General features: G+C 48.0%; 23 protein-coding genes. 8 read left to right on the top strand and 15 right to left on the bottom strand.

Going from position 1 to position 22,731, the window contains the following annotated elements:
- Positions 1–98 precede the first annotated feature (98 nt).
- A complete protein-coding gene (locus tag V8P86_RS12465; protein ID WP_336327603.1) occupies positions 99–521 on the top strand; it encodes a CBS domain-containing protein in 423 nt (140 codons plus the stop codon).
- Between the two features lie 570 nt (positions 522–1,091).
- Here the strand turns inward: V8P86_RS12465 and V8P86_RS12460 are convergent.
- Entirely contained in the window at positions 1,092–1,892 is an 801-nt protein-coding gene (locus V8P86_RS12460) for a Cdc6/Cdc18 family protein (RefSeq protein ID WP_336327602.1), read from the bottom strand.
- A 207-nt stretch (positions 1,893–2,099) separates the two neighbouring features.
- Here V8P86_RS12460 and V8P86_RS12455 point away from each other — a divergent pair, with 207 nt between their 5' ends.
- On the top strand, positions 2,100–3,122 hold the full coding sequence (locus tag V8P86_RS12455) for a Cdc6/Cdc18 family protein (protein WP_336327601.1): 1,023 nt from the start codon (positions 2,100–2,102) through the stop codon (positions 3,120–3,122).
- On the opposite strand, the gene V8P86_RS12450 is transcribed toward V8P86_RS12455, so the two are convergent.
- Entirely contained in the window at positions 3,114–6,395 is a 3,282-nt protein-coding gene (locus V8P86_RS12450) for a KAP family P-loop NTPase fold protein (protein WP_336327600.1), read from the bottom strand. The genes V8P86_RS12455 and V8P86_RS12450 overlap by 9 nt on opposite strands.
- 266 nt (positions 6,396–6,661) lie before the next feature.
- On the opposite strand from V8P86_RS12450, the gene V8P86_RS12445 reads away from it, so the two are divergent.
- Both V8P86_RS12445 and V8P86_RS12440 read left to right on the top strand, forming a co-directional pair.
- The gene (locus V8P86_RS12445) at positions 6,662–7,114 is read left to right on the top strand and encodes a hypothetical protein (protein ID WP_336327599.1); all 453 of its coding nucleotides are present in this window, start codon (positions 6,662–6,664) and stop codon (positions 7,112–7,114) included.
- Positions 7,111–7,326 (top strand): hypothetical protein, encoded by a 216-nt coding sequence (locus V8P86_RS12440; protein WP_336327598.1) that lies wholly within the window; start codon positions 7,111–7,113, stop codon positions 7,324–7,326. Before V8P86_RS12445 ends, V8P86_RS12440 begins: the two co-directional genes overlap by 4 nt.
- A gap of 168 nt (positions 7,327–7,494) precedes the next feature.
- On the opposite strand, the gene V8P86_RS12435 is transcribed toward V8P86_RS12440, so the two are convergent.
- Positions 7,495–7,854: a hypothetical protein gene (locus tag V8P86_RS12435; protein ID WP_336327597.1), complete on the bottom strand. Its 360-nt coding sequence runs from the start codon at positions 7,852–7,854 to the stop codon at positions 7,495–7,497.
- A 77-nt stretch (positions 7,855–7,931) separates the two neighbouring features.
- On the opposite strand from V8P86_RS12435, the gene V8P86_RS12430 reads away from it, so the two are divergent.
- Positions 7,932–8,327: a hypothetical protein gene (locus tag V8P86_RS12430; RefSeq protein WP_336327596.1), complete on the top strand. Its 396-nt coding sequence runs from the start codon at positions 7,932–7,934 to the stop codon at positions 8,325–8,327.
- Between the two features lie 10 nt (positions 8,328–8,337).
- On the opposite strand, the gene V8P86_RS12425 is transcribed toward V8P86_RS12430, so the two are convergent.
- The 7 genes from V8P86_RS12425 to V8P86_RS12395 all read right to left on the bottom strand — a co-directional run bounded on the left by V8P86_RS12425 (position 8,338) and on the right by V8P86_RS12395 (position 12,340).
- On the bottom strand, positions 8,338–8,817 hold the full coding sequence (locus V8P86_RS12425) for a hypothetical protein (protein ID WP_336327595.1): 480 nt from the start codon (positions 8,815–8,817) through the stop codon (positions 8,338–8,340).
- The gene (locus V8P86_RS12420) at positions 8,814–9,338 is read right to left on the bottom strand and encodes a hypothetical protein (RefSeq protein WP_336327594.1); all 525 of its coding nucleotides are present in this window, start codon (positions 9,336–9,338) and stop codon (positions 8,814–8,816) included. The genes V8P86_RS12425 and V8P86_RS12420 overlap by 4 nt, the downstream gene beginning before the upstream one ends.
- Positions 9,339–9,348: 10 nt before the next feature.
- The gene (locus V8P86_RS12415; protein WP_336327593.1) at positions 9,349–9,972 is read right to left on the bottom strand and encodes a transglutaminase-like domain-containing protein; all 624 of its coding nucleotides are present in this window, start codon (positions 9,970–9,972) and stop codon (positions 9,349–9,351) included.
- A gap of 99 nt (positions 9,973–10,071) precedes the next feature.
- Complete coding sequence (locus tag V8P86_RS12410) at positions 10,072–10,488, bottom strand: DUF8104 domain-containing protein (protein ID WP_336327592.1); 417 nt, start codon at positions 10,486–10,488, stop codon at positions 10,072–10,074.
- Positions 10,489–10,521: 33 nt separating this feature from the next.
- On the bottom strand, positions 10,522–10,674 hold the full coding sequence (locus tag V8P86_RS12405) for a hypothetical protein (protein WP_336327591.1): 153 nt from the start codon (positions 10,672–10,674) through the stop codon (positions 10,522–10,524).
- A gap of 59 nt (positions 10,675–10,733) precedes the next feature.
- Positions 10,734–11,975, bottom strand: a complete 1,242-nt coding sequence (locus V8P86_RS12400; protein WP_336327590.1) for a tyrosine-type recombinase/integrase — start codon at positions 11,973–11,975, stop codon at positions 10,734–10,736.
- Positions 11,976–12,118: 143 nt separating this feature from the next.
- Positions 12,119–12,340, bottom strand: a complete 222-nt coding sequence (locus V8P86_RS12395) for a hypothetical protein (RefSeq protein WP_336327589.1) — start codon at positions 12,338–12,340, stop codon at positions 12,119–12,121.
- A gap of 80 nt (positions 12,341–12,420) precedes the next feature.
- Here V8P86_RS12395 and V8P86_RS12390 point away from each other — a divergent pair, with 80 nt between their 5' ends.
- From V8P86_RS12390 to V8P86_RS12380, 3 genes are all read left to right on the top strand, one after another.
- Entirely contained in the window at positions 12,421–12,825 is a 405-nt protein-coding gene (locus V8P86_RS12390) for a dual specificity protein phosphatase family protein (protein WP_442909393.1), read from the top strand.
- A 74-nt stretch (positions 12,826–12,899) separates the two neighbouring features.
- Entirely contained in the window at positions 12,900–14,975 is a 2,076-nt protein-coding gene (locus V8P86_RS12385) for a GmrSD restriction endonuclease domain-containing protein (protein ID WP_336327587.1), read from the top strand.
- Between the two features lie 226 nt (positions 14,976–15,201).
- On the top strand, positions 15,202–15,630 hold the full coding sequence (locus V8P86_RS12380; protein WP_336327586.1) for a hypothetical protein: 429 nt from the start codon (positions 15,202–15,204) through the stop codon (positions 15,628–15,630).
- A gap of 24 nt (positions 15,631–15,654) precedes the next feature.
- Here the strand turns inward: V8P86_RS12380 and V8P86_RS12375 are convergent, their stop codons facing one another.
- The 5 genes from V8P86_RS12375 to V8P86_RS12355 form a co-directional block, all read right to left on the bottom strand.
- Positions 15,655–15,984: a hypothetical protein gene (locus V8P86_RS12375; RefSeq protein ID WP_336327585.1), complete on the bottom strand. Its 330-nt coding sequence runs from the start codon at positions 15,982–15,984 to the stop codon at positions 15,655–15,657.
- 73 nt (positions 15,985–16,057) lie between these two features.
- Entirely contained in the window at positions 16,058–18,040 is a 1,983-nt protein-coding gene (locus V8P86_RS12370; protein ID WP_336327584.1) for an ATP-binding protein, read from the bottom strand.
- A gap of 47 nt (positions 18,041–18,087) precedes the next feature.
- A complete protein-coding gene (locus V8P86_RS12365) occupies positions 18,088–18,633 on the bottom strand; it encodes a TATA-box-binding protein (RefSeq protein WP_336327583.1) in 546 nt (181 codons plus the stop codon).
- Between the two features lie 10 nt (positions 18,634–18,643).
- The gene (locus V8P86_RS12360; RefSeq protein ID WP_336327582.1) at positions 18,644–21,628 is read right to left on the bottom strand and encodes a type I restriction endonuclease subunit R; all 2,985 of its coding nucleotides are present in this window, start codon (positions 21,626–21,628) and stop codon (positions 18,644–18,646) included.
- A 12-nt stretch (positions 21,629–21,640) separates the two neighbouring features.
- On the bottom strand, positions 21,641–22,731 hold a 1,091-nt coding region (locus V8P86_RS12355), incomplete at its 5' end, for a restriction endonuclease subunit S (RefSeq protein ID WP_336327581.1).

Here is a 22,731-nt window from a genome sequence, read left to right as displayed (position 1 = left end):
GTCTTTTCGAGAGTATAACTGGCCACAGCTAGTATTGTATGAGGCTATTGTATGTATATGTACAGAAAACTTACCTGAGTCGAGAAAAACGTCGAAATATGATTGACGTTCCAGTCACGTCGGCGATGGCCGAGCGAGAACTCCTGATCGGTCCGAGGGCGACGACAGTGGTTGCAGCCGAGCAGTTGCGAGATCCGGAGACACCGGCGTTGTTCGTGCAAGACGAAACGGAAACCCTGGTTGGTGTGGTGACGGAATCAGATATCGTGGCTACCATCGCAGAGGGAGGCACGAACCCGCCTGTTGAGTCGTACATGTCGACTCCAGTGCAGACAGTCGATCCGAAAGTTACGGTGGGGCTCGCCGCCGACAGGATGCGTGACTCTGGCGTGACGGTGCTTCCCGTCGTCGACGATGGATACGAAGGGTTCGTAACGGGAGAGCAACTTGCGCCGTATCTCCCGCGTCACCGACTCGATATCAGCTGGAACGGTGACCCGATCAGGCTACCCGACTCCTGAGCCACGGCTCCGAGGGCGGGAATAAAAAAGCTCAAACTCCGGGTCCGGCTTTTCGCGCGCTCCGATCCGTCGCTGACGCTCCGGAATTAGTCGCTTGGAAAAAGCCTAGGCCGGAATTTGAATCCGGGGTCTCGTCCTTACCAAGACGTTGATATGTTTCGTGGCCTGAAAACGGCATTTTGACCGTCTTCAGACGACACGTATTCTCTCTTTCTTTCAGACCACGTCGCCGTCTTGGACTTTGCTGTATTTCCGGTAGCTGGCAGGTTTCTTCGTCAACTTAGTATTATCGTGCACCCCCTTGAAACACCGGGGAAGCAGTCTTTCGGCCTGAGAAGGAATACGATATTGATGAAAAGAAAATAACGAGAAAATGTTCTATCCAGCTATTCCTGTCGGCCAGAAACGACTACCGACGTACACCAGAGCAACAAGTAGCAAAACGACCAATCCAGCTAAAACATAGTACTTGTTGTCTTCCAAGAACTTCTCTAATTCCATACTAATGGTTCTTGATCTTGTATTTAAATGAAAACTTGTAGTAGAAGACCATTATTGTGATATACTCTTTCAATCTCCTACGTATGAAACACTGAGCAAATCCTCATCACGCTGATCTGCTTTCCGTCCTGCTCTCAGTAGTTTCTCCAGTGCTTCTCGACAGTCCCCGCTGTTCTCCGCCACAGTCTCCGCGATCTCTTCAAGGACGTCGTCGGAGACGGTTCCCGGTTTGAAGGCCTGCTCCACCCGTTTAGACAGAATCTCTTGTAGCTGTGGTGCATTGTAGGAGTTGAACTGTAGTGTCTGACAGTTCAAGCGGCTCTGACTCCTGGGATCGAGGTGGACCTTGGAAGGAGGCTGGTTGGAAACCATCACCAAGCCGAGCGAGTTCTCTGCTTCCTGATTCAGCATTTGCAGGTCGTAGATGATCTCCGTCTTCTCCTCTAACTGATCGAACTCGTCAATGGCTACAGCTACTCCACGGTTCTTATCCAACCACTCACGAAGCTTGGAAAGCAGTTCATCCACCGGCTTACCTTTCCGAGGCGCAGGATACCCGAGCTGAATCAGTAACTCGGTCAGAAGCGAGGAACGGGAGTTGTACTGCCAAGCATTGATGTACACGGATTCTGCGCCGGCTTCAGTCTCTAAACGGTCGAAAACGTGCTTGACACAGGTGGTCTTCCCGACTCCAGCAGGTCCATACACCAGGAGATTCTCCGGTGTCTTCCGTCGAGTGAGTGGTCGGACAGCGTCAGCTATCCTCTTGATCTCGGTCTCTCGACCCACCGGTTCATCCGGCTCATAGTTCGTTGTCAAGTAGGTTTCTGAACGTAGAATCCCGCCGCTGCTCGTTGATTCTTGGAACAAAGTTCACCTGTCACCTCGTATCATCTAACGTGTAACGGGTAGCTTCAAAAACCGGATCAGGGGAGGCGTTTCACTTGCCTCTATCCGTTCCGCGGAAACCTCCGGACTCGAATTAAAACAAAGAGTGCCCCAGTACTCAAACACCGGTGCATCCGAACCCTGGTGCCTGTAAAACCGTGTAACCCCTTTCCTCGAAGAAAATGATCTATGCCAGAACCACTGAAAGACCCGACACCACTGCAACCAAACTACCTGCCCGAGAAACTCCACGACAGACAGGAAGAGCAAGAGCTGCTGGAAAACATTTCATCGAAAAACTCTGCTCCACAGAACCTCTTCCTCCACGGACCACGCGGCACAGGTAAAACCCACGTCACACACCTTGCCCTGGAAGAAACCGACAGGAAATGCTACGTTCCCTGCACCCAGCACGACACCCAGTACAAGGCCTTGAAACAGATACTCAGAGGACTAAACGAAGAAGTCAACGACGGCCACCACACCTCCGACCTACAGAGAAAACTCGTGGAGAAAACCAAGGCCGTACATACGGTAATCATCCTCGACGACATCGACTTCCTGCTCCTGAACGACGGCGACGACCTCCTCTACTTCCTCACCCGGATGGAAACACGCAACGACGTAGATCTAGTACTCATCTCCTCAAACCACTCCGGCCTCAGATCAAAGATCGAGGAACGGACCTACAGCAGCCTACAGCCCCGGAGAGTCAGCTTCGAACCCTACACCGCAGAAGACGCATACCAAATCCTTGTCAAAAGAGCTCAGAAATCACTGGTCAACCAAAGCCTCCAGAAAGCGGCGTTGACCTACATCACATCCACAACCCAGAACATCGCCGTCGGCCTGTACTGGCTGAAACACGCAGCCGAAACCACGGAATCAGTCATCACAGAATCCCACGTCCAACAAGTCCAGGAGAAAGCATACGAGAAGTACGCCGCACACCTCCTAAACCGGTTCACAGAACACCACCGACTACTCTACCAGGCAGTACAGGAACTCGACGTCGAAGAAAACACGATACGGACCGGAGAAATCTACACACGGTACGAGGAACTCTGCAAGACCTACAACGAAAACACATTGTCCAAACGCCGGCTCAGCGACTACCTGAAGCACTTGGAGCTGCTCGACTTGATCGAAGCAGAGTACCACTACGGCGGTAGCAACGGCAAAACAAGAGACGTGAAACTGGTCTCACTCTGAAAGGTAATCTTCTCTAATTTGATCAATCCGTGCCTGATCCGCCTCACCAATTTCTTCAAACTTGTTTAGTAGCTCCTCTGCTTTCTGTTCAACGTTATTATGATTCGACTGCTTCAATACAATCTCTACCCGATCCAGAATCACATCTTCCTTGCCGAAGAACTCATCAAACTCCGATATATGACCTAATACTCTGGCCTTTTGACCATCGTTCAGATTATTCTGTTTTAACTGATTGCTGATACGGTCCATAAACTGCTGCCCGTTATCCTCGGTCAGATATCCAGTAATAGAACTCATTACCTCGATCAAAGCATCAAGCTGCCCAGGATTCTGATTCCGGCTGAAAGCCTGTGCCAATTCGTCCCGTACATCTTCAGCAACAGTCTCCTTACGGTCTGCATCCACATCTGAAGCTATCTTATTCCAAAGATCCCGATACAACTGGTACTCATTCTGATTACCACTGAGTAGATTGTCTATCTGACCGAGATAGTTCTCCTGTTCCGGTCCATCAAGCTTCGAGAAAATCTCAGAACCAGCTTCTAGGTAGCGCTCTTTCCGATTAACGTTGTTTTCACGGTTTGCCTGGTTACCGCAGATTTCAATGACTTCTCCCCAGACAGGCTCAAATCGGCCGGCGTATTCGGTGAATATGTCAATCCCAAGTCGGCTATAATTGTTATTGTTGTTCTTAATTAGACTCTTTACCTTCTCGTGGAGTTGCTGATTGAATTCTTCTGGTATAGCCGGTACAACCGTATTCTTGACAAAGTCTTCATTGTCGACAGGATTCGGGATCTGCGATAGAATTGCATTGACACCGACCTCGGATTCGAGAATGGGAACTTCGTAGTCTTCACTGAGGACGAAGAGTTGTTCTTTGTTGTTCGCATTCCATTGTTTGAGCAAGTCATCTATCCAACTATGGAACTCTTGTTGAATCTTACGTGGGAATGAATCGTAGAAGTGGAAACAGACCTCAACGAGATCTATAGGTTGCTGGTTTCCACGACCTTCTACAATCTCTCTAAGAGTGTCAAACACCTCCTTACCACTTGATTGAAGAATTCCACCTTGGGTATCTAATAACAGGACTGCGAGCTCTTGGTCAACTTGCTGCTCCTGGTTACTTGAATAATCCTGTCTTTGCTCTAAAAGATGGGTTACGTAGTCTCCCCTGGCACCCTTTGAAGCCACATCATCAAATAGAGTATAATACTCTGTATCTGTGAATTCATTCTTGTTATCTTGTAGTTCAATCATCGAAACCGCCCGCTTCAGGGTCTCTGTGAAGATGAATCGGTTCTTTGCTTTCTCGGATGACTCAATAGTTGTGAGTGCGTTCTTGAATACCTCATCATCGAGGGAAGAAATCTGGCTTGAGACTTTTCTAGCTACACTCGGAGGTATATCTTCAGCATTCTCTACAAATGCCTCCAAGATATTCTCGCGTAGTTCTTTGCCATCACCCACTAGAACAGCATACTCCTCTAGGAGTGATGTCGAATCAGACTCCCGCATCTGGATAATGATAGGAAAAAGAGTACTCGGATCCAGATCGATCAAGAATCCTTTCCCAGGTTCTACAGTTAGATACTCCCCAAGGAGCTGAATCAATCTTCCTTGTGAACGCTGATTAAATTCATCGAAGACCGCTATAGTAGTGTCTATTGTCCCGAATAGCGGTTGCTCTCTCCTCTTCGTGGTGTATTCTTGGACTGTACTCTCAATTGCGTCAACATACGGTCCATAGTCGTCCACTTGCTCAAGTTCCTTCCTAACATCTTCCTCTTGCCCGGTCCTGAGATTTTGTAGGAAGGCGTCGACGTCGGTAAGACTGGTTGCATAAGACGGCTCAGACAAGTTCAGGAACGGATCTGGGTTTTCAACTTGGATACGGCGGGTTGAGCGGAGAAACGCCTCAAGACGGGATTCTTGATCGCCGTTCTTTTCTGAGTCATCATTTGGTTTCAAAATATTTTCAATTCGATTCCGGTCGTCTGAATCACTAAGCTGATCTCGGAAATAGTCGTTAATATCTTCCAGCAACCGAGGATTCTCCGAAAGTGTGCCATAGAAGTCTGGATATTCCTCTTCTAAAATAGAGACCTTTGCCAAGAATGGGATGTTGTCGGTGATTCTACCCTCAGTTAACCCGCCGGTTTCCTCAACTTCCTCTGCTAAAACTCTAAGCGTGGAAAGTCTATTGAGAGCGTGTTTAATCCTCCGTGGATTGTCGATGTAGGCATTAGTGAGTACGTCGAGAGCCTCTTCCTCAAATGGGTTGGTGAGTCTCTGATTTTCTTTCTCAGTGTACTCCTCGATATCTTCTGGTAGGAACGGTGGAATACGGATATGGGTTTGGAAGAACTTCCGGAGAAACTCCCGCTCATTCTTTCCTTCTTCAAAATATTCGCCCTTGTCAATCGATTTGATGTGGCTCTCTAGAGCTTTGTCATCACACGGTATGAGATAGATACAGTTGTCGTTCTCCATAAACGTCTTGAGAGACACCAGGACATCGTAGACTGTCGAACTCTCGCATCTATCTAGATTGTCGATAGAGATTACGATAGTTTCTGCGTTTGATTCTTCGATTATATCTTCGAATATTCGCTGGTAAGCTCCTGACCACTCTTTTCTCGGGTGTAGGAACTTTCTCTGGATAGTCTGAGCCACAGTATCCAACTGCTGTAGGATATAACCGAGAATCGGAAGTAGTAATCCAGTAACAGCCACCGATGCGAGGGTCGATTGGCCAATATACTGTAAGAGCACAGCAGCTCCGGCAATAACGACAAAGCTGATTGCAAGTATTGGGCTGTCTTCCCAGAAGTTTACTATGACTTCTTTAGGGTTAGATGGCTTCGAGACATCCTCTTCCTCTTCTACATCATACAGTCGGCCTGTAATCTCGTCTTCGCCAAGAATTCCATCTGAATCATCTCCATAGACCTCCTTACCGATTCTCTCATCTAATTCAAGAAGTAGCTCAGTTCGGATTGATCCTTCAGCGTGAGACCAAGCATCAAACTCTACAAAAACAGTATCTTCGAACTCTTTTTTCTCCCTAAGACGATTATACAGCATCCGGATTATAGAAGTCTTACCGGATCCCCACTCGCCGAAGATGCCAATGTGCCAAGGCGGGTTAGCGTTCCGTAGAATTCTCTCTAAACTGTCTGCGTATTCTTTGTGCCCGAATTCATCGTCCTCTTCTGATGTAATTGCGCGATCCTCTAAGAAGAGGTCTTCATTCTCAGGGGGCATTAACGAAAATCCGTTCCTCCAATTATAAATAACCCGTCACCGACATCTTTCGATCCAGAAACTGTGAAAAGGATAAGATGTTTTTATTACACCTCGTTCATCCGCATAGGGCTTTTTAGACCTGTATCTCCTCCCTCCTCATATGAATTCACGTTGACAGCACGGACTTCATCCGGATACATTCACCACTTAATCACTTTTACCGAATAGTTGACTCCTCCAACTGCCGCAGTTTTATATCAGCGACAGTGTATAGGTTCGAGTCAATGAGTGATTTGAGCAGGGAAGATCTAGAAGACCTTGCTGATCTCTACCAAGCCCTTTCAAACGAGAAACGTCTGCGTATCCTTCTACAACTCTACAACGACGAACCGGTCTCCGAACTCACAGAAGAACTCGGTATCTCACGAAGCGGCCTCCAGAAAAACATCGAACGCCTGATCGACTCGGAACTCGCCTTCAGACCACAGGAAGAAGGATCAAAGACATACGCACTAACCCCGCTCGGCGAACACTACGTCCACGTACTGGAGAAAGACAAAGAAACCAGTCTTAAGACCAGAGAGATGTTGGAGGAAGAGCTAAACCGGTTAGAAGGAGAACAAAGCGATACACGGGAAACCCTGGAGGAAGCCGGTGTCGACGTTACTGAGTTCGAGCGAAAACTGAAGCAAGAAGCCTGGCAAAACATTTGGGAAGAAGCAGAAGACCTGTTATGACTGATCCCGCCGAGATTGAAGATGAGATCCTGGATACGTTGACCGGCGACGAACCTGTTCGGACACCCGGTGATATCGGTTTAGAGCTGAAGAGGAGAGGTGTGATAGAGGAATACGATGTCGGGGAGTTCCACGACCACTTGGAGGATATGCGGGAAAGAGGGCTCGTAGAGCTGAACAAAGGTAACTGGGGTGAATACACTGTTGATTAGGAGGGACAGAGTCAACGAACTAGTTGAGAAAAACTGTCTAGCCTACTTCATTCAAGAGAGTTACGAAGGACCGACCGAGTATATTTCTATGATCCGCCGCCGAGACCACGTCCTCGACTGCGAAGAAGAAGCTGTAGCAGACCTGCCGAAACAGGAACTCTGACAGGTTTACTCGTCGAAAGCAGTGAAACGGATATCTGACGAAAGAAAATCCTCCAGTCCTTCCTGAAACCACTCCTCAACGATACCTACACCACCTAAATCATGGCCGCAGTACCAACCAACCCCTTGAGCATACATCAACACTCCCTCCTGCTTACCTTCAACCTCTTCACTACTGTACTTCGACTCAGGGCACGGATAAAACGCGGCATCCCCGTCAACGTCGTTGAAGTAATGGAAATCAGTGAAAGTCAAATCTATACCCAGTGACTGCACATTAACCAGCTCCGCATCACATTCAAAATACTCTAGCTCATCAAACGGTTCCACAAAATCCTGAATCGACTCCGGGACATCACTATCCATACTAAATCCTAATATCCGTATCAGAATTAACCTTTTGGTGAACTGCTCTAAAAGGTCAAATAACATCGGAGGGAAATATGAAGGACAAGGATCTCGACGAGGAAACACGGGAATACATCGACTACCTGCATCAACGCATCCAGTTCCTCGAACAGGAATTAGAGGACTCTGAGAAAACAGTTCTCGAACTCAAACAAGAGCAAAACCAGGCCCCAGAACTACCCGGTGTAAACATCGAAGAAATCCTCGACAAGCAGCCAAGCCGAGAAGAACTCGAAGAACTATCAGCTGAAGACTTCTCCCAGTTTGAAGACCGGATGCTTCACGACCCGGAGCAGATCCTGGAAGACCCTGAGAAAGCCTTGGAGGAACTGCAGCACGCCACCCGGCAAGCACAGGAACACAACGAGAAAGTCAGCAAGATCAACGACAAGATAGAAGAGAACAACGAAGACTGGTTCGGCAAAGACTAACCGTATTCTCTTAGACGCCGTGTGTTTTCTTCTCAATTAACTTCTCGCCGCAGGTCGGACACTCTTCCTCAAACACTCTCTGCCCCGGCTCACCATCCACCATTAACTCCATCTTCGGCTGAACATCCACCTCGTGACGCGTATGGCAGGTAGAACAGTATATCCTCACTTTCTCAAAGCTGGACGGCTTTTCCCGGATCTCCACATACTCGGAAACCAGTTCCTGGACTTCGTCACACAACTCCTCCACGTACCTGATCTCCCTTCCGTAGAGGAACCGGCCTACCCACTGGATATCCTTAGCGTAGACTTCGTACCCTAGTACGCTGTCCCGGTCCTGGACGACGAAATTGAAGTTGAAACCGGCGTTCTCCCAGTTGAAAATCCAATGCCGCCCCGAATCCTGTTCACTCGGCGGATTATACGCAACAGTGCCGTTCCCTGCCCCGTGTAGAAACCGGGTCATCGGATGAACTTCATCTTCAGTCATCGCCGGGCGTGCTTCCAAGTGTATTCGCTGATGTCGATTTCTTCCTGTTGAAACTCTTCTTGGTATTGCTTCGGTGGGTGAAAAGTACTTCTTTGAATCAAAGGTTGGCCGCAGTCCGGGCAATACTCCTCGATCATTCGTTGTGCGTAGTACCCGTCGATCAACAGGTCGATTTTCGGCGTGACATCCACCAAGTACTCTTCCTGGCACCGGACACAGGTATCCTTCAGTACAGCCAGTGCGTCCGGATCTTCCACCAGTTCCACACGTTCCTCAACGGTGTCACTGACGACAGTAGGTGGCTCTACGTATTCGAAGACTGCGACGTGCTTATCGATCCAGTCTAGATTCCGGGCCTGAATCTTTTTCACCTCTCCATCCTCCGACTGGATTGAGAAGTGGAACGTGTACTTCAACTTCGGTAAGGCGTACACCCAGATATCCTCATCACCCCGCTGTAAATACGCTACTTCGTCACCGTTCGCTCTCTTCAGAAACTCAGCAAATTCTTTCAGAACCATAACCTGCTATTCAGGAATCCTCCAAGGAAAAGTAATCATACCTGGTATCCTCCTTGAACACCAGTTCACCACCGTTCCTCTCCTGAAAGAATTCTTCGTTGATACAACCAACTACAGGACTGTAAACCGGGTCACACAGCAACCAAACACCGCCACTCCTGTCGGACTGAAACCGAATACCTGGAACCTCTACACTGTAGAAATCCTCTGCCTCTCCGTGCAAATCCTCGACGCTGTTCTCCGGGAAACAGACCTGAATCATTAAATGATTCCCCCAGTCCTTACCTACTACACCCAGTAAACGGGTTTTGAAGCTGCGAACCATTAACAAAGACGCCAGCAAGACGGCTTGATCCTCGCAATCCGACTTCACGCTGTGGTCAAGGACGTAATCCGGTCGGTACAGTGCTTTGTTGCTTTCACCATCTGTACCATCCACGTTTTCATAGACGAACTCGGTCAGTGCAGCAGCGTACCTGTACCGTTCAACACCTGGCTCCACATCCTCCAACACTTCTGCTGCGTGGTCCCGAACCTTCTCCGGGTACACACCGTTGACAAGTAATTCAGCCCGTGTCCGATTCGTGGTACTGTACTCCTGCTCCGTGCCTCCTGGCGCAGAATAACCAGTCATAGCCAAAAGAAAGGCCTGCGATAAGTTAACCTTTTACTCAACTACTCTACGAGGTTAACACCAAGGTGATTTCGGCGGACAGAAGATCAATTGGGAATGCTATTCGAGCAACTTCCACAGGTCATCTTCATCTCTAACTTCTTCCAAGGCCTGTTCAACCTCCCGAACCTCCATCTCCAGTTCGATCCGGTCCCGCCACTGCTGACGCTTCTCACTCCTTAGTTCCGAATAGAACCCTTCGATCTTCGACTTCAGCCGCTCTTTCCTCTCCTCCTGGGCTCCGCCGAAACCGTGGTACAGATCCTCCAGTCGCTCAACATACCAGTCAAGCTTCGACTCCAACTCTTCGACAGTCTCTGAGTGAATCTCTCTACGCTCCTCCAACAAAGATTCAAGCCTCTCCAACTCCTGCTCCAGTCTCTCTTCCTCGCTTTGCTGCTCCTCGCGCAGAAACTCTTCAATACTGAACCCGGAGGACGACAGATCTAGGTCTTCCCAGTAGTTCCGGTACTCCATAACGCAGTAAAGATCGGATAACTGGAAAGGATGTTATCCCTCTCCAGAGTTCGTTAGACCCCGGAGTTCCCTTGCCTTCTCCCTGTAGAGCTTCGGCAACTCCTCAATCTCCTCTTCACTCCAAGAATCGACTTCTTCCAAGAGTTCCTCGGCCTCGAACACTTCGCTTGATGCGATTCGACTCATACCAGAACAAGAAGAGAGGAAAGGATTGGAAAGTACCTGAACACCGGGTTTCCCAAGGATTAATCCTCAAGCTGTTCCAGCTTCTCCAAGACACCTTTCTCCTCCAGCTCGGCTAGCCGTTCAAGAACCTCTTGTTTGTCCTCCTTCTCCGATTGCTGTTCGAGACTCAATGGTCGACCACAGTCTCGGCACTCGCTGAACTGAGGTTCGTTTGAAGTCCCACAGAAAGGACAATCCTTGCTCTGATCCTCTTCCTCAACCTCTGTTTCCACGTTGTACTTGTCCCGAATGGCCTTATTGACGTCGTCGTTGTTCAAGTGGACATAGACCTTGGCTCGTCCAGATCCAGGCACCCAACCAGCGAACTTGTTCAATTGCTCATAACCCATAAACGTCGCAACCTCAGTCAAACGCGTGTGCCGCAGGTTGTACGGCCGCCGCTTATTCTCCGGAATACCTGCCTTCTCACAGGCCGCTTTGAATCGTCGACGATACGCCTGGTAACTCATCTCCTCACGGAGATCCGGCTCATAACTACACGACCCATCGTGCTGAGTAACTCTCTCACCGCACTTCTTGCACATCTGCTGCTCTTTCTTCACCCACAGCGGCGCACTGGGGTCCTCGATGTCGCCCATCTCTCCACCCAGAGGATGATGCGCAATCCATTCACGCAGGGTCCTACCGGCACGCACCAACTGATTCGTCCGATCAGGAGTACCCTTCAGGCCCTCCAGGTAGACGAAGTCCCCTTTCCCGTTCGTGGTGAAATCTCCGATGCTGCAGTTCAAGAGTTCTCCAGGCCTGGCTGCCGTCTCATAGAGAGTGATGGTGAAAGCCCTGTCCCGTGTATTGCTGAAGTTCCGCATCAATTCCCTCAGTTCTTCCTTTGTGAATATGTCCTCCCGTGAGATCGTGTTCTCCTCCTTGCGGCTGGTGTGTACCGAGAAGAACTCAACCTTCTCCGGGTGCTCGTTTCCTCCGTTCTGCACCTTGTAGAACTTCTTCAGTGAGCCACGGATTTTCGCCTTCGTGGATTCAGCGTAATCGCTCCGGTTCAACTCTGCCACGATGGTTTTCAGTTCCTGCTCTGTAGCTCCATCGAGCGTGAAGCCTTCGGGTGCGAACTTGTTCAGAATGGTCTTGAGGGTGTAGATCTGCCTCTGCTGCTGGCTGTCACCGATACCTTCTGCCGCAACCTCATTGATGAAGGAGCGAATAGTATTGTAGTTCTCCGTGCTGACTTGGTCCTCTAGATTTTCAAGGGCGTTAGAGACACTGATGTACTGTGTAGAGCTCATAGTTTGGTGGTTCACCTAATCTTGTGCGACCCAAACCTTGGAGGAAAACAGGGTGAGACCACAGTTCCAATGGTTCAATGCTCCACCCGAAATCGGGTATAGTGTTCCCGTCGGGAATTGGCACGGATGGTTCACTGGCTGTTTCAGTTGAAACTCACAGCACTTCTCTTGGCCTTTGAGGCCTCATTTCGCTTCTGGCCCACTATACGGTTGTTACAGTGGGCGGGTGGAGCATCTGACAAACGATTTAATGTCTCGTTCTTAGTTTGCTCGTGGCTTTCGTTTGTTTCCTTTGCTCTCCTCGCTTCGTTTGGATTTTCATCTGAAAATTGGTCTAGAATATTTAAATAATCTATCCTGACCATCATCAGAACTCGGGGGTTATGGACAGGTAGAATTTAACCAGATCCTGCTCACAGATTCTTCTCAACAAGGTTGTATTGGGATGAATGAGGTGGCTGAAGGTATTCTCGTAGGTACCGAATCCGACGCCGGCGACGAGCCACTTCTACAGAAACACGGTATCGACACCGTCATCTCTCTAACCCATAGCGAACCAGATACAGGAGACATCACCCGTGTAGATGTGCCGATGATAGACGGACCACAGAACAGCTACGAAGCATTCACCAAAGCTGTAAACGAAGTGGTGAAGCAGCGAGAAAACGGTCAACGTGTCCTAGTCCATTGTTCGGCAGGTTCCTCCCGGAGTCCTTCAGTTGCCGCAGCAGCAATAACACACCTCACAGAAAACAATCTCAACGAAGCCTTCAACCAGATAATCGAACGAAGAGCAGAGACAGATCCCCACGACGCACTGGTTCGCCAGGCAATCAAGTTCACAGACTAGAGTCCAGACTAACGCGTAATTTGAGGTAAGAATAGTGGGTAGGATTTTAACCAGTTTGTGTTAATGACTACAATATGCCGGAAATCGGAAAGCTCGTTGACAAAGTAGAGTCAAACGAAATTGTTCTCCCAGAATTCCAACGTGAGTACGTATGGGGCAAAGACCAAGCAAAAGAACTGATGAAGTCCCTATATCGAGAATATCCTATTGGAAGCCTTCTCATCTGGGAAACTGAAAACCCGCCTGAAATAAAGAACGACGCTGTAGACCGTGAACAATACGGCTTGTTCAAAGTACTTCTTGACGGCCAACAGCGATTGACTGTTCTCTACCTGATGATTAAGGACGACATCCCACCATACTACACTGAAGACGATATTCAAACCGATCCAAGACATCTATACTTCAATCTGGATTCTGGCGAGTTCAAATACGAAAATAAGAGCACTCGGGACAATCCAGAATGGGTGAAGGTCATTGACTGCTTCAAAGATGACGTTAGCATATTCCAGATCGCCAAAGAGACGACAGAGGACGATGCAGAAGTAGGCGAGAAAGCTGAAGAGTACAACCGTGAACTGAAGAAGATCAACAAGATCACGTCGCTTCAGATGCCGAAAGAGGAACTCGGCAAAACCGCTGACGTTCACCAAGCGATCAACCTCTTCGACAAGGTCAATTCACAGGGAACAGATCTAGGAGACGCCGAACTCGCCCTGGCCCATATGAGCGCACAATGGCCGTACATCCGCCGCGAAATGAAGAAGACCCAAACTATGATGGCGGAGAACGGGTACGACTTCAACCTCGACTTCTACGTCAAATGTATGATCGCCGCCGTCACCGGCGGTATGACCTACGAACACGTCTACGACATAGAGAAAGAAGTACTCAAGCAGAACTGGGATCTTATCGACCAAGTCCTCGACTACCTAACCAGCTTCCTCGAAAACGAGGCACTCATCCCCGACTCAAGCTACATCAACACCCGAGCAGTCCTCATCCCACTGATCAAATACCTCAGCGATAACGAGGTCAGAATGACACGAGAAGAAAAAGATGCCTTCCTCAAATGGCTGTACTCCGCGATGATGTGGAGAAGATACAGCCGCTCCACCGATAGCACACTCGACAAAGACCTCTCCCTACTCGGAGGACCGAACCCCGTCGAAGACCTGATGGAAGAAATCAAAGACGACAGGGGACGTATCGAAGTCCAGCCCTCCGACCTGGAAGGCCGTGGAAAGTCGAGCAAGCATTTCTACAACATGGTTCGTATCATCAGCCGGAACAACAACCCCAGCGACTGGAAGACTGGAGAACCCCTACGCGGAAGCTACGAACTGGAGTCACACCACATCTTCCCAAAATCACAGCTCTACGGCAACCTCTACGACTCCAACAACCATATGGGCCGAAAGAAGGTCAACGAGATAGCCAACAGAGCCTTCCTCACCCAGAGAGGGAACAAGGACATCTTCACCTCACTACCGGAAGACTACCTCCCTGACGTACAGGAAGACCACCCTGAGATATTCAAGAAACAATACATCCCAGAGAACCCCGAGTTCTGGAAGCTGGACAACTACGAACGATTCCTGGCAGAGCGTCGAGAAATGCTGGCTGACGCGATCAACGAATTCATCCAGTCATTCGACACGCCAGATGGCCCAGAAGAAATTTCACTTGAATCCCTGATCGAAAAGGGAGAGAACCACAGAATCGAGTTCAAGGAAACGCTGCTCTACGATGTCTATCAAAACCAAGCCAACAAGGAACTGAAGAAAACAGCGGTGAAAGAGATCGCATCATTCGCCAACGCAGAAGGTGGTACTCTAATTATCGGCGTCGACGACGACAAAGAAATCAAAGGAGTTGAACGCGACCTGAAATTGATGGATGATCTCGACGACTTCGAGACCACTCTTAGCCAGGAAATCTCTGCACGCCTCGGAGATGCAACAGCCTCGCTCTACACAGAGATCGACTTCAAAGAAATCAACGGCAAAACCGTCTGCACGGTTTCAGTTGAGTCTAGCACCCAACCCGTCTACTTCGAAGAAGACGAATTCATAGTACGACAAGGCAGCTCGGCAAGACCACTCAGCATCCAAGACGCCAACCAGTACATCCAAGAAAACTGGGCATAGCTGTTAGATTGGGATCCACAACTGTATAATATCCAACATTAGGATGCCATAGAACGGGCGATCCACTTTTAGATTCTATTTGTTAACTCCAGTTGAAAACATGGCGACGAAAATATTATATGTTCCATTTTAAATGGTTCACATACTGGATCATATGTGTTATACAACATACTCCAGTCGAAATAAAGGCTTATAAAATTGATATCGTCAAACTATCCTGTTCGTTATGGTAGACATATGGAAGTTAGTTAGTGCAATTGCTGTAGCATTTGGCTTGATAGGGATTTTCCTCGCGTTCTCCGGCTCTCCTGAGCCTAAACTCAAGACGGCAACTTCGGGTCCCTATACTGCTGCGGAGGATAGTCCCGCTGAGATCACATTCTATGCAGAGAACACGCGTGATTCCGAGCAGTCCTACCTCGTTGAAGTTGGAGCTGGTGACCGACGATTCCTTGATGTAGCAGACTCAGATCGAAAGACCACACTCGATCTAGGTCCTGCCGAGTCTAATGGAGAGACAAGAGAAGTAAGTGTTAATCTTCATTCAACGTTGAATGGCTCTGTTGACACATTCGTAACCGCGAAACTATTTGAACAAAACGAAGGCCAATCAGAGCTGATCAGAACTAAGAGAATCGATGTTACAGCAGAATAACACCTGTTTTTCACTTTCTTCTTTTCATATATGAATTTTGAACCGAAGGTAAACTGCTCCAAATGCAACGCTCAGATAAAGTAAGACATCAAAATATCCTAGGAACTCTGTGCTCATTAACGTGCTAAGCGAAAATACGATTCCGATAACATACCCAGCAAGGTAGCCAAAAGACCAGTACCGGGATTTGTCGATCAAAAAGACTAGACCAACAATAGAGACGATATTGAACGCTACGAAGACCCATCTAGGGATCAATCCTGATTCAATAAAAGCCGAAAAAATAGCAGCCACTATAACCGCTTCTATAATCATCCCAAAGCCTCGCTCTACTCCATCAGGGAACTTAGGCATTTCAATCTATCAAACACTTCAGACACTAATTAATAAACAATTTTCACCACAACCGAACTCCACAAACAACCGGTTACAAACGATCCCCTAATTCTCTATACTCCCGAACCAATCTAAACGCCACCTGTTCTAGGTCTAACCCTTCCTCCTCGATCCTCTGCTTCAATCCATCCAGTACTTCCTGGTTCCGGCCTGCGACCCATACCGCGTCGAAACCTTTCTCCAAGTGCTGCTGAACGTGCTCGATTTCTCTTGGGTTGTCACCCATCGCCACCTCTACCACTAACTCTGTGTCTCCCATATTGACGTAGACGTCGGCGTCGAACTTTTCGAGAAACGCGTCCCAACCCTGTCTTTCGAATGCTTCCTTGATTTGGTGTTGCCAGTACCTGTGGATGATCCCTCCTCGCCCCCTGTGTTTCACTTCCAAATTTAGACTTTCTGCGTAGTCACGGCCTTTCTCGGTCAACTGGAGCAGCTTTCGCTTGCCATCCTGAGCTTTGACGTGGCGTTCGATGACGACGCCGTCGTCGACGAGTTCGTTCTTTGCCTTGTTTCCTTTGTACGTACTACTGAAACGCTCGTACCGCTTGGTGAGTGGCTTGAACGGGTTCTTGATGACATCCTTCAGTAATCGGTCGGCGTCCTTCGAGACCTGTATCTCGGTTGGGTCATCAGGGATCGAGGTCTCCGGTACCTCTTCGGAACGTCCGGGTGCGATCCTGTCGTCGAAACGCTTCGTGGTCTTCCTTCTCTCACTGCTTAGTTTACTCCACTTCTCCGCCTGCTGTTTTTCCAGTTCTCTGTTCGTGACTTCTTTTTTGACTTCGTAGTTTTCGAGTTTGACCGGGACTGGGTCACGGCTTCCGACCTGGACAACTGCTTCTCCCGTGGCAAGATCGTGTGCGAATTCCGCCTGTCTCCCAGACAGGTTCATCGCATCCGTCACTGCTTGGAACTGCTTCCGATCCGCTGTAGGCAGCAGAAGCTTGGTATGAGTATTCGCCTTGATCGAATCCGTCAATTTGGAAGCCTCCTGATCTGCAACCACGAGACCTTCACCAAACTCCCGCATCTTCGCCGTCAACTCATCAATCTCAGGGATACCAGCGGCATCCTGCCGCTCCTTATACACACTGAAAACCCGTTTCCCCTCATCCAGGAAAAACAGGTGATTCAAACCTTCGTCTCGGTGGTTCTGAGCCATACGGTACTCGTAGACGTACGCAAAAAGAATCTCCATCAAGAAGTTCTGGACGTCGTGAGAAAGACCGTCAAACTCGAAGACAACATCCTGGTCAAGCAACTCCTCTACCGGATAACCGATGTTGCAGTCAAAGACCGTGCCTGCGATCAGGTTCATCGCCTCCAAACGGTTCAATAAGGTGTCGCGGTAATCCGACGCCTTCCGAACAAAGTTCACCTTCTGCTTCTTGATCAACAGCTCCAACTCGTGAAGACTCGGATACGGCTCCGAAACCTTGTCAAACAAGTTGTACAGCGTGTAGAGTTCGATAATCTTCTTCATCAAGTAATTCTTCGAACCACTCAACAGAGAGGTAGCGTGGCCGTAGATCTCCGCGAAAACCTGTGCCCACCTTCTCGGCGGGACCCCTTCCGGCGGCTTCAGAGGATTGAACTTCAGCTTCGTCCACGGCAACACAAGAATATCCTCGTCAAAATGCCGGTAATCCTGCTTCAAGTCAAAAGCCCAGAACGGCTTATCGACTTCCTGCATCAAACTATAGAACAACGTCGTCTTCCCAGAACCAGACTGACCAACAGCCAAGAGATGCTTAGTCAATTCCTCCTGAGAAAGATAGAACCGGTTCTCTTGGAACGTCTCCCCTAGATAGACATCACCGTACCTGGCATTGGTGTCGAACGGGTAACGGTGCTGCTGGATCGATTTAGCGAGCACAGCTTTAGCCGCAGAACTCTGAATACGCTCATTCCCAGACAAACCAGCAGCGGAAACCAGCTTATGAACCTTCTCATCATCTAATACATCACTCCGCTTCGCCAGATCTAGAAGATTTCTCCCATCTCGACTCACAACACCTCGGATTGAAATATGAGAATCTAAAACAAGAATCCAAGGCCTCAGTTCAATTGAAGCCTTGCCAACTCATCCACTAAATGATCACTAGCAGCCTCCACTTCATCTAAATCACTGCTCCCCGTGATCACCGCTTTACCAGTAGAAAAAATCAGAATAACACTGTCAAGACTAGGATTTCGATAAACCAAACCTGGGAACTGCTCCGGTTCATACTCCGTCTGCTCTAAGCCCAAACCGATAGCCAGGGCAGACAAATTCAGATCCTTATCAAAGCTGGTGGTACACACCAAATTCTGGACCTCAAACCACTCAACATCATTTCTCTCAATAATACCATTATCACAAAATAAACCGATCAATTTTTCATTAAACTCGTGAAGCCCATCGACCGAATCTGCACCTGTGACGATATACTTTCCCGTTCTATACACCGTTACCAATGGAGAATCCTCAGAAAAACGAATATACATCCCAGGATAATTGTCAGGATCAAAATTAGCAATCGACCCGAGATCACCGGCAACCACAGAGAGATCAAACTCCCGATCAAAAAACCCAGAGCCGACAGCATTTACGACTTCAACCATTCCTAATTAGTCAAGCCGCGGCACCGCCATAGAAAGCTTCCGCCTGGGCAACAATCGGATCGACCAATTCTTCATGCCTGTACAGGCTCAGACCATTACTTCGCAGAACGGCCTTTACTTCGGTCTTGATCTCCGCACGGATCTTATCACGGTTCGTCCAATCCAGTTCCACCTTATCCTTCAAATTCTGCTTCAACTCCTGAGCAATAGTCTTCAATTTCTCCTCATCAAGCTCAGTATCCGTATTCGACGAAATAGCATCAAAGAAAGCCAACTCCTCGTCACTCAGACCTAACTCATCCTGCCGATCATCCGTCTCCTGAATCTCATCAGCGTAACCCCGGAGTTCGGAGATCACCTGCTGAGTCGACAAGAAGCCCTCATTGTAGCTTTCAATAGTCTCCTCAAGCTCCTCCTCAAATGACTCATACTTCGCCAAGTTACCCTTCTTCCTTGTGGAAATCTCGTTCTCCAGTAACTGGCGCAACATCTTCACCTGCAAATTCTCAAACTCAACCTCCTCCACATCCTGAAGGAACTCATCACTCAGAACAGGCTTCTCTTTCTCCCACTTATCGAAACCGGTGACCTCGACCAAATCCTCAATCCCTACACCTTCAGCCACCAACTCCTTCATCGCAGAATCCAAATCCTCGATCTCATCAGGATTACCAGAATTGTCAATACTATTGATAGCACCGAGTACCGCCTCAAAGAACGCTAAATCGGCTCTAATCTCGCTAGCAGCAGGATTCGGAGAAACCAAGGAATGAGCCTTTTTCAGGCCTTTCATCGACTCTCGGAAATCCTCTTCCCGCTTCTCAGTAATCAACACCTCATTCTGGGCCTTGTACAACAACCGCTGACGGTCCATCTGACCCAGCTGAGGCCAATCACTGTAATCAACCTCAGAGAAGAAATTAGCTACCTCTTGGTGTTTCTCCCTCATCACCTCAACAGCTTCCTCAATATCGAGCATAGCATCATCCCGGATTTCAGAAGTGTACTTATCCAATGCCTCTTTCAAACGCTCACTGATCCCGATGTAATCAACGACCAGGCCTCCCGGTTTGTCCTTGTAGACTCGGTTTACCCTGCCGATGGCCTGAAGCAAATTATGATTCTTCATCGGCTTATCAACATACAACGTGTGAAGATGTGGAGCGTCAAACCCAGTCAACCACTTATCACAGACTACAGCGATTTTGAATGGATCGTCCGGATCTTTGAACCTGCGCTTCAATTCCTCATTCGAGATAGGATCATCAATAAAGTCTTCTTGGCCTGAAATCACTACCCGGGTCTCCGGTGCCCCCGGTACTTTTCGAATCTCATTTGCTAGGTTGACTGCGGCCTGACGGCTAATAGCAACCACCATCGCCTTACCCTCTAGCTCCCGGTTGCTGTAGTGTTCGACAATATCTTTCGCGATCATCTCCGTCCGCTCATCACTATTCTCAATAACACGGCGAAGCTGGGTCCACTTCCGTTTCATCTCCTGCTTCAAATCATCAGATTTCGACTCCATCAACTCGTTAAATCGGTCTTCTATCTCAGGATCATTAACTTGGAGTTTTGCTAATCGGCTCTCATAATAAATTGGAACCGTTGAACCGTCCTTTTCAGACTCCTTGATAGTATACTGGCTGACGTAACCTCCGAAGGTATTGATCGTCGATCGATCCTCCTTCTGAATCGGAGTAGCGGTAAACCCGAGATGAGAGGCATTCGGCAAGCCCTGACGAACATTCGTCGCTAAAGTACTATACTGGGTTCGATGGGCTTCATCAGCTACCACAATCACGTTATCCCGATCGTTCACCTCGGGATACTCGACTTCATCATCCGTGGTCTGGAACTTCTGGATTGTCGCAAAAATAATTCCGCCTGCTTCCCGATCTAACCGGTCACGCAACTGAACACGATTATCGCTGTCCGCCCATTCCGCATCCAAACCATGCTTCCTGAACTCACGATACAGCTGATCGTCAAGATCATTCCGATCAGTTAAGAAAACAAGAGTCGGATTCCGCATCGAACTCTCCTGTTTAATTTTTTTCGCATAAAACACCATAGACAAGGACTTACCTGAGCCCTGAGTATGCCACACCAAGCCAATACGGCTCTCGTCAGGGTTAGGTACAACCTCACGGCTGCTCTCAACCGCACTATTAACCGCGTAAAACTGATGATAAGCAGCCAGCTTCTTACTTAACTTCCCGTCCTCATCAGAATACACTATGAAATTCTTAATCAAATCCAAGACCCGCTTCTTATTAAAAGCACCTCGGATCAATACCTCAGCAGGTGGTAACTCACCTGTCTCATCCTTCTCCTCATCAATATATCTCCAAGGCGAATACCACTCCCAGCCCGCAGAAAGACAGCCAAGACGGGCATTATTCATATCCAATATCCCGATCAACTCATTATAATGGAACAAGTCAGGAATATCATTTACGTACCGATCAGTGACCTGTTTATACGCATTACCCATCGAGGCCTGTGGATTCGTCGGGTCCTTCATCTCCAAGACTCCGATAGGAAGACCGTTCACAAACACGACTACGTCAGGCCTCCTCTGCGGCCCTTCACCAATCTGAATCGTGAACTGGTTTGAAACTAAGAAATCATTCTCCTCCGGCTCCTCAAAATTGAAGACGTCGACAAAATCCCCGCGTGGCTCGCCTTTAACCTCGTACTCAACCTTGATCCCGTTAACAAGATTCTCATGGAAATTTTGGTTATTCTTCAATAACTGAGTGGAGTTGTAACCGAGTAACTGCGAAATCGCATCCTCAATAGCTTCATTAGGTACAGAAGGATTAAACTCACGCAGCTTACGCTCAAGACGCCCCCTTAGTACAACATCAGACAAAGACTCCCGTTCTGGATCCTCACCATTAGGTCCTAACTCAGGACCAGGCTTGTAGTCATATCCAATATCTTGGAAAGCCTGTAGGGCCGGCTTCTCCGATAACTCCATCTCATTCATAGACATAACAGATCAAACCTCACTATCAACCTCTAACTCTTCCAACTTAATATCATCAACCCTTATTTCACCCGACATCAACTTAGGAAGGAGAATATCGCGTAACTCTTCTAAGTGTTTATTTTCATGGAATTTATTCTCAATTATATTTGCCATAGGCTTTACAGTATCTATGAACTCTCTCCTATCCTCTTCAGTTGGGCAAACAAATGGAAAGTTCTTCACATCTGTTGAATTCACTGATTCATAAGTAGTTCCGGATGCAAATTGATTCCATCTCTCTTTTCGGCTTTTGAGAAGGTAATAAATGTACTCATTACTATCAAAAGACTTGGATCTAAAAGCTGCTACTCCTCTCCCGATACAACTTTTCTCTTGTAACTTATTTATTTCGCCGACTGGCGCTCTAACTGTCATAATTACATCTCCTTCCTCTGCTACTTTCCCGGGATTGGAGCACCATCTTTTTATTTTTGGATATATATCTGAGAAGTTCTTATTTCCTTGGAAAAAAGGCAGACCATCCCCACTCTCATTATAGTACTTTGAGTCAGGAGAGCTACCCATTTCTATTTCTGCGATCTCAGACAGTTTCTTAACGTCGTATTCTTTTGGTATTTTGCCGAGATCTGAATCTTCGAGTTCTTTACTCTCATCAAAATCGATGAATCTTGACTTGAATAGACTCTGAGCTACATTTTCCAGCAATTTGCTGATCTGGTTATTGACTTCTATTTTTGAGTCTAAAGAGTCTAGTATATTGACAATCTTTTTTTGTTCTTCTAGAGGAGGTATATCTATTTTTTTGTTATCAAATATATCAAGAGGAACCCTCTGTCGCCCAGAGGTTCCCGTCATTCTTTTTATTGCAAACTGTCTTATTTCTGGTCTGCGGGCAGTGTAATAGACAAATTTAGGTAAGGTTCTATCAGTCGCAGAGAGAACAATGAATTCTGTTGACCCGACGGCTACCTCATCATCGTCAAGCACATTTACAAAGGCCGTCTTGCCGTTTTCTAAGCAAGGTCGGTACTTCCCAATCGAGAATTCGGAAGCCGAGTTGAATTGGTGTGAGCCGTTCAATCTCGGAGCGGTAGCTGAGT

The sequence above is a fragment of the Halovenus anhuiensis genome (assembly GCF_037080055.1).
In the GTDB taxonomy this organism is placed as follows: domain Archaea; phylum Halobacteriota; class Halobacteria; order Halobacteriales; family Haloarculaceae; genus Halovenus.
Note: the sequence above shows the minus strand (reverse complement) of the source record. Positions and strands in the feature narration are given on the sequence as shown.

Bases quoted from the DNA above. Each gene is read 5' to 3' on its own strand.
- V8P86_RS12445 (WP_336327599.1), top strand. From the start codon at position 6,662: ATGAGTGATTTGAGCAGGGAAGATCTAGAAGACCTTGCTGATCTCTAC.
- V8P86_RS12450 (WP_336327600.1), bottom strand. From the start codon at position 6,395: ATGCCCCCTGAGAATGAAGACCTCTTCTTAGAGGATCGCGCAATTACA.
- V8P86_RS12435 (WP_336327597.1), bottom strand. From the start codon at position 7,854: ATGGATAGTGATGTCCCGGAGTCGATTCAGGATTTTGTGGAACCGTTT.
- V8P86_RS12365 (WP_336327583.1), bottom strand. From the start codon at position 18,633: ATGGTTGAAGTCGTAAATGCTGTCGGCTCTGGGTTTTTTGATCGGGAG.
- V8P86_RS12360 (WP_336327582.1), bottom strand. From the start codon at position 21,628: ATGAATGAGATGGAGTTATCGGAGAAGCCGGCCCTACAGGCTTTCCAA.
- V8P86_RS12375 (WP_336327585.1), bottom strand. From the start codon at position 15,984: ATGCCTAAGTTCCCTGATGGAGTAGAGCGAGGCTTTGGGATGATTATA.
- V8P86_RS12440 (WP_336327598.1), top strand. From the start codon at position 7,111: ATGACTGATCCCGCCGAGATTGAAGATGAGATCCTGGATACGTTGACC.
- V8P86_RS12380 (WP_336327586.1), top strand. From the start codon at position 15,202: ATGGTAGACATATGGAAGTTAGTTAGTGCAATTGCTGTAGCATTTGGC.
- V8P86_RS12425 (WP_336327595.1), bottom strand. From the start codon at position 8,817: ATGACTGAAGATGAAGTTCATCCGATGACCCGGTTTCTACACGGGGCA.
- V8P86_RS12455 (WP_336327601.1), top strand. From the start codon at position 2,100: ATGCCAGAACCACTGAAAGACCCGACACCACTGCAACCAAACTACCTG.
- V8P86_RS12405 (WP_336327591.1), bottom strand. From the start codon at position 10,674: ATGAGTCGAATCGCATCAAGCGAAGTGTTCGAGGCCGAGGAACTCTTG.
- V8P86_RS12410 (WP_336327592.1), bottom strand. From the start codon at position 10,488: ATGGAGTACCGGAACTACTGGGAAGACCTAGATCTGTCGTCCTCCGGG.
- V8P86_RS12430 (WP_336327596.1), top strand. From the start codon at position 7,932: ATGAAGGACAAGGATCTCGACGAGGAAACACGGGAATACATCGACTAC.
- V8P86_RS12400 (WP_336327590.1), bottom strand. From the start codon at position 11,975: ATGAGCTCTACACAGTACATCAGTGTCTCTAACGCCCTTGAAAATCTA.
- V8P86_RS12390 (WP_442909393.1), top strand. From the start codon at position 12,421: ATGAATGAGGTGGCTGAAGGTATTCTCGTAGGTACCGAATCCGACGCC.
- V8P86_RS12420 (WP_336327594.1), bottom strand. From the start codon at position 9,338: ATGGTTCTGAAAGAATTTGCTGAGTTTCTGAAGAGAGCGAACGGTGAC.
- V8P86_RS12465 (WP_336327603.1), top strand. From the start codon at position 99: ATGATTGACGTTCCAGTCACGTCGGCGATGGCCGAGCGAGAACTCCTG.
- V8P86_RS12395 (WP_336327589.1), bottom strand. From the start codon at position 12,340: ATGGTCAGGATAGATTATTTAAATATTCTAGACCAATTTTCAGATGAA.
- V8P86_RS12415 (WP_336327593.1), bottom strand. From the start codon at position 9,972: ATGACTGGTTATTCTGCGCCAGGAGGCACGGAGCAGGAGTACAGTACC.
- V8P86_RS12385 (WP_336327587.1), top strand. From the start codon at position 12,900: ATGCCGGAAATCGGAAAGCTCGTTGACAAAGTAGAGTCAAACGAAATT.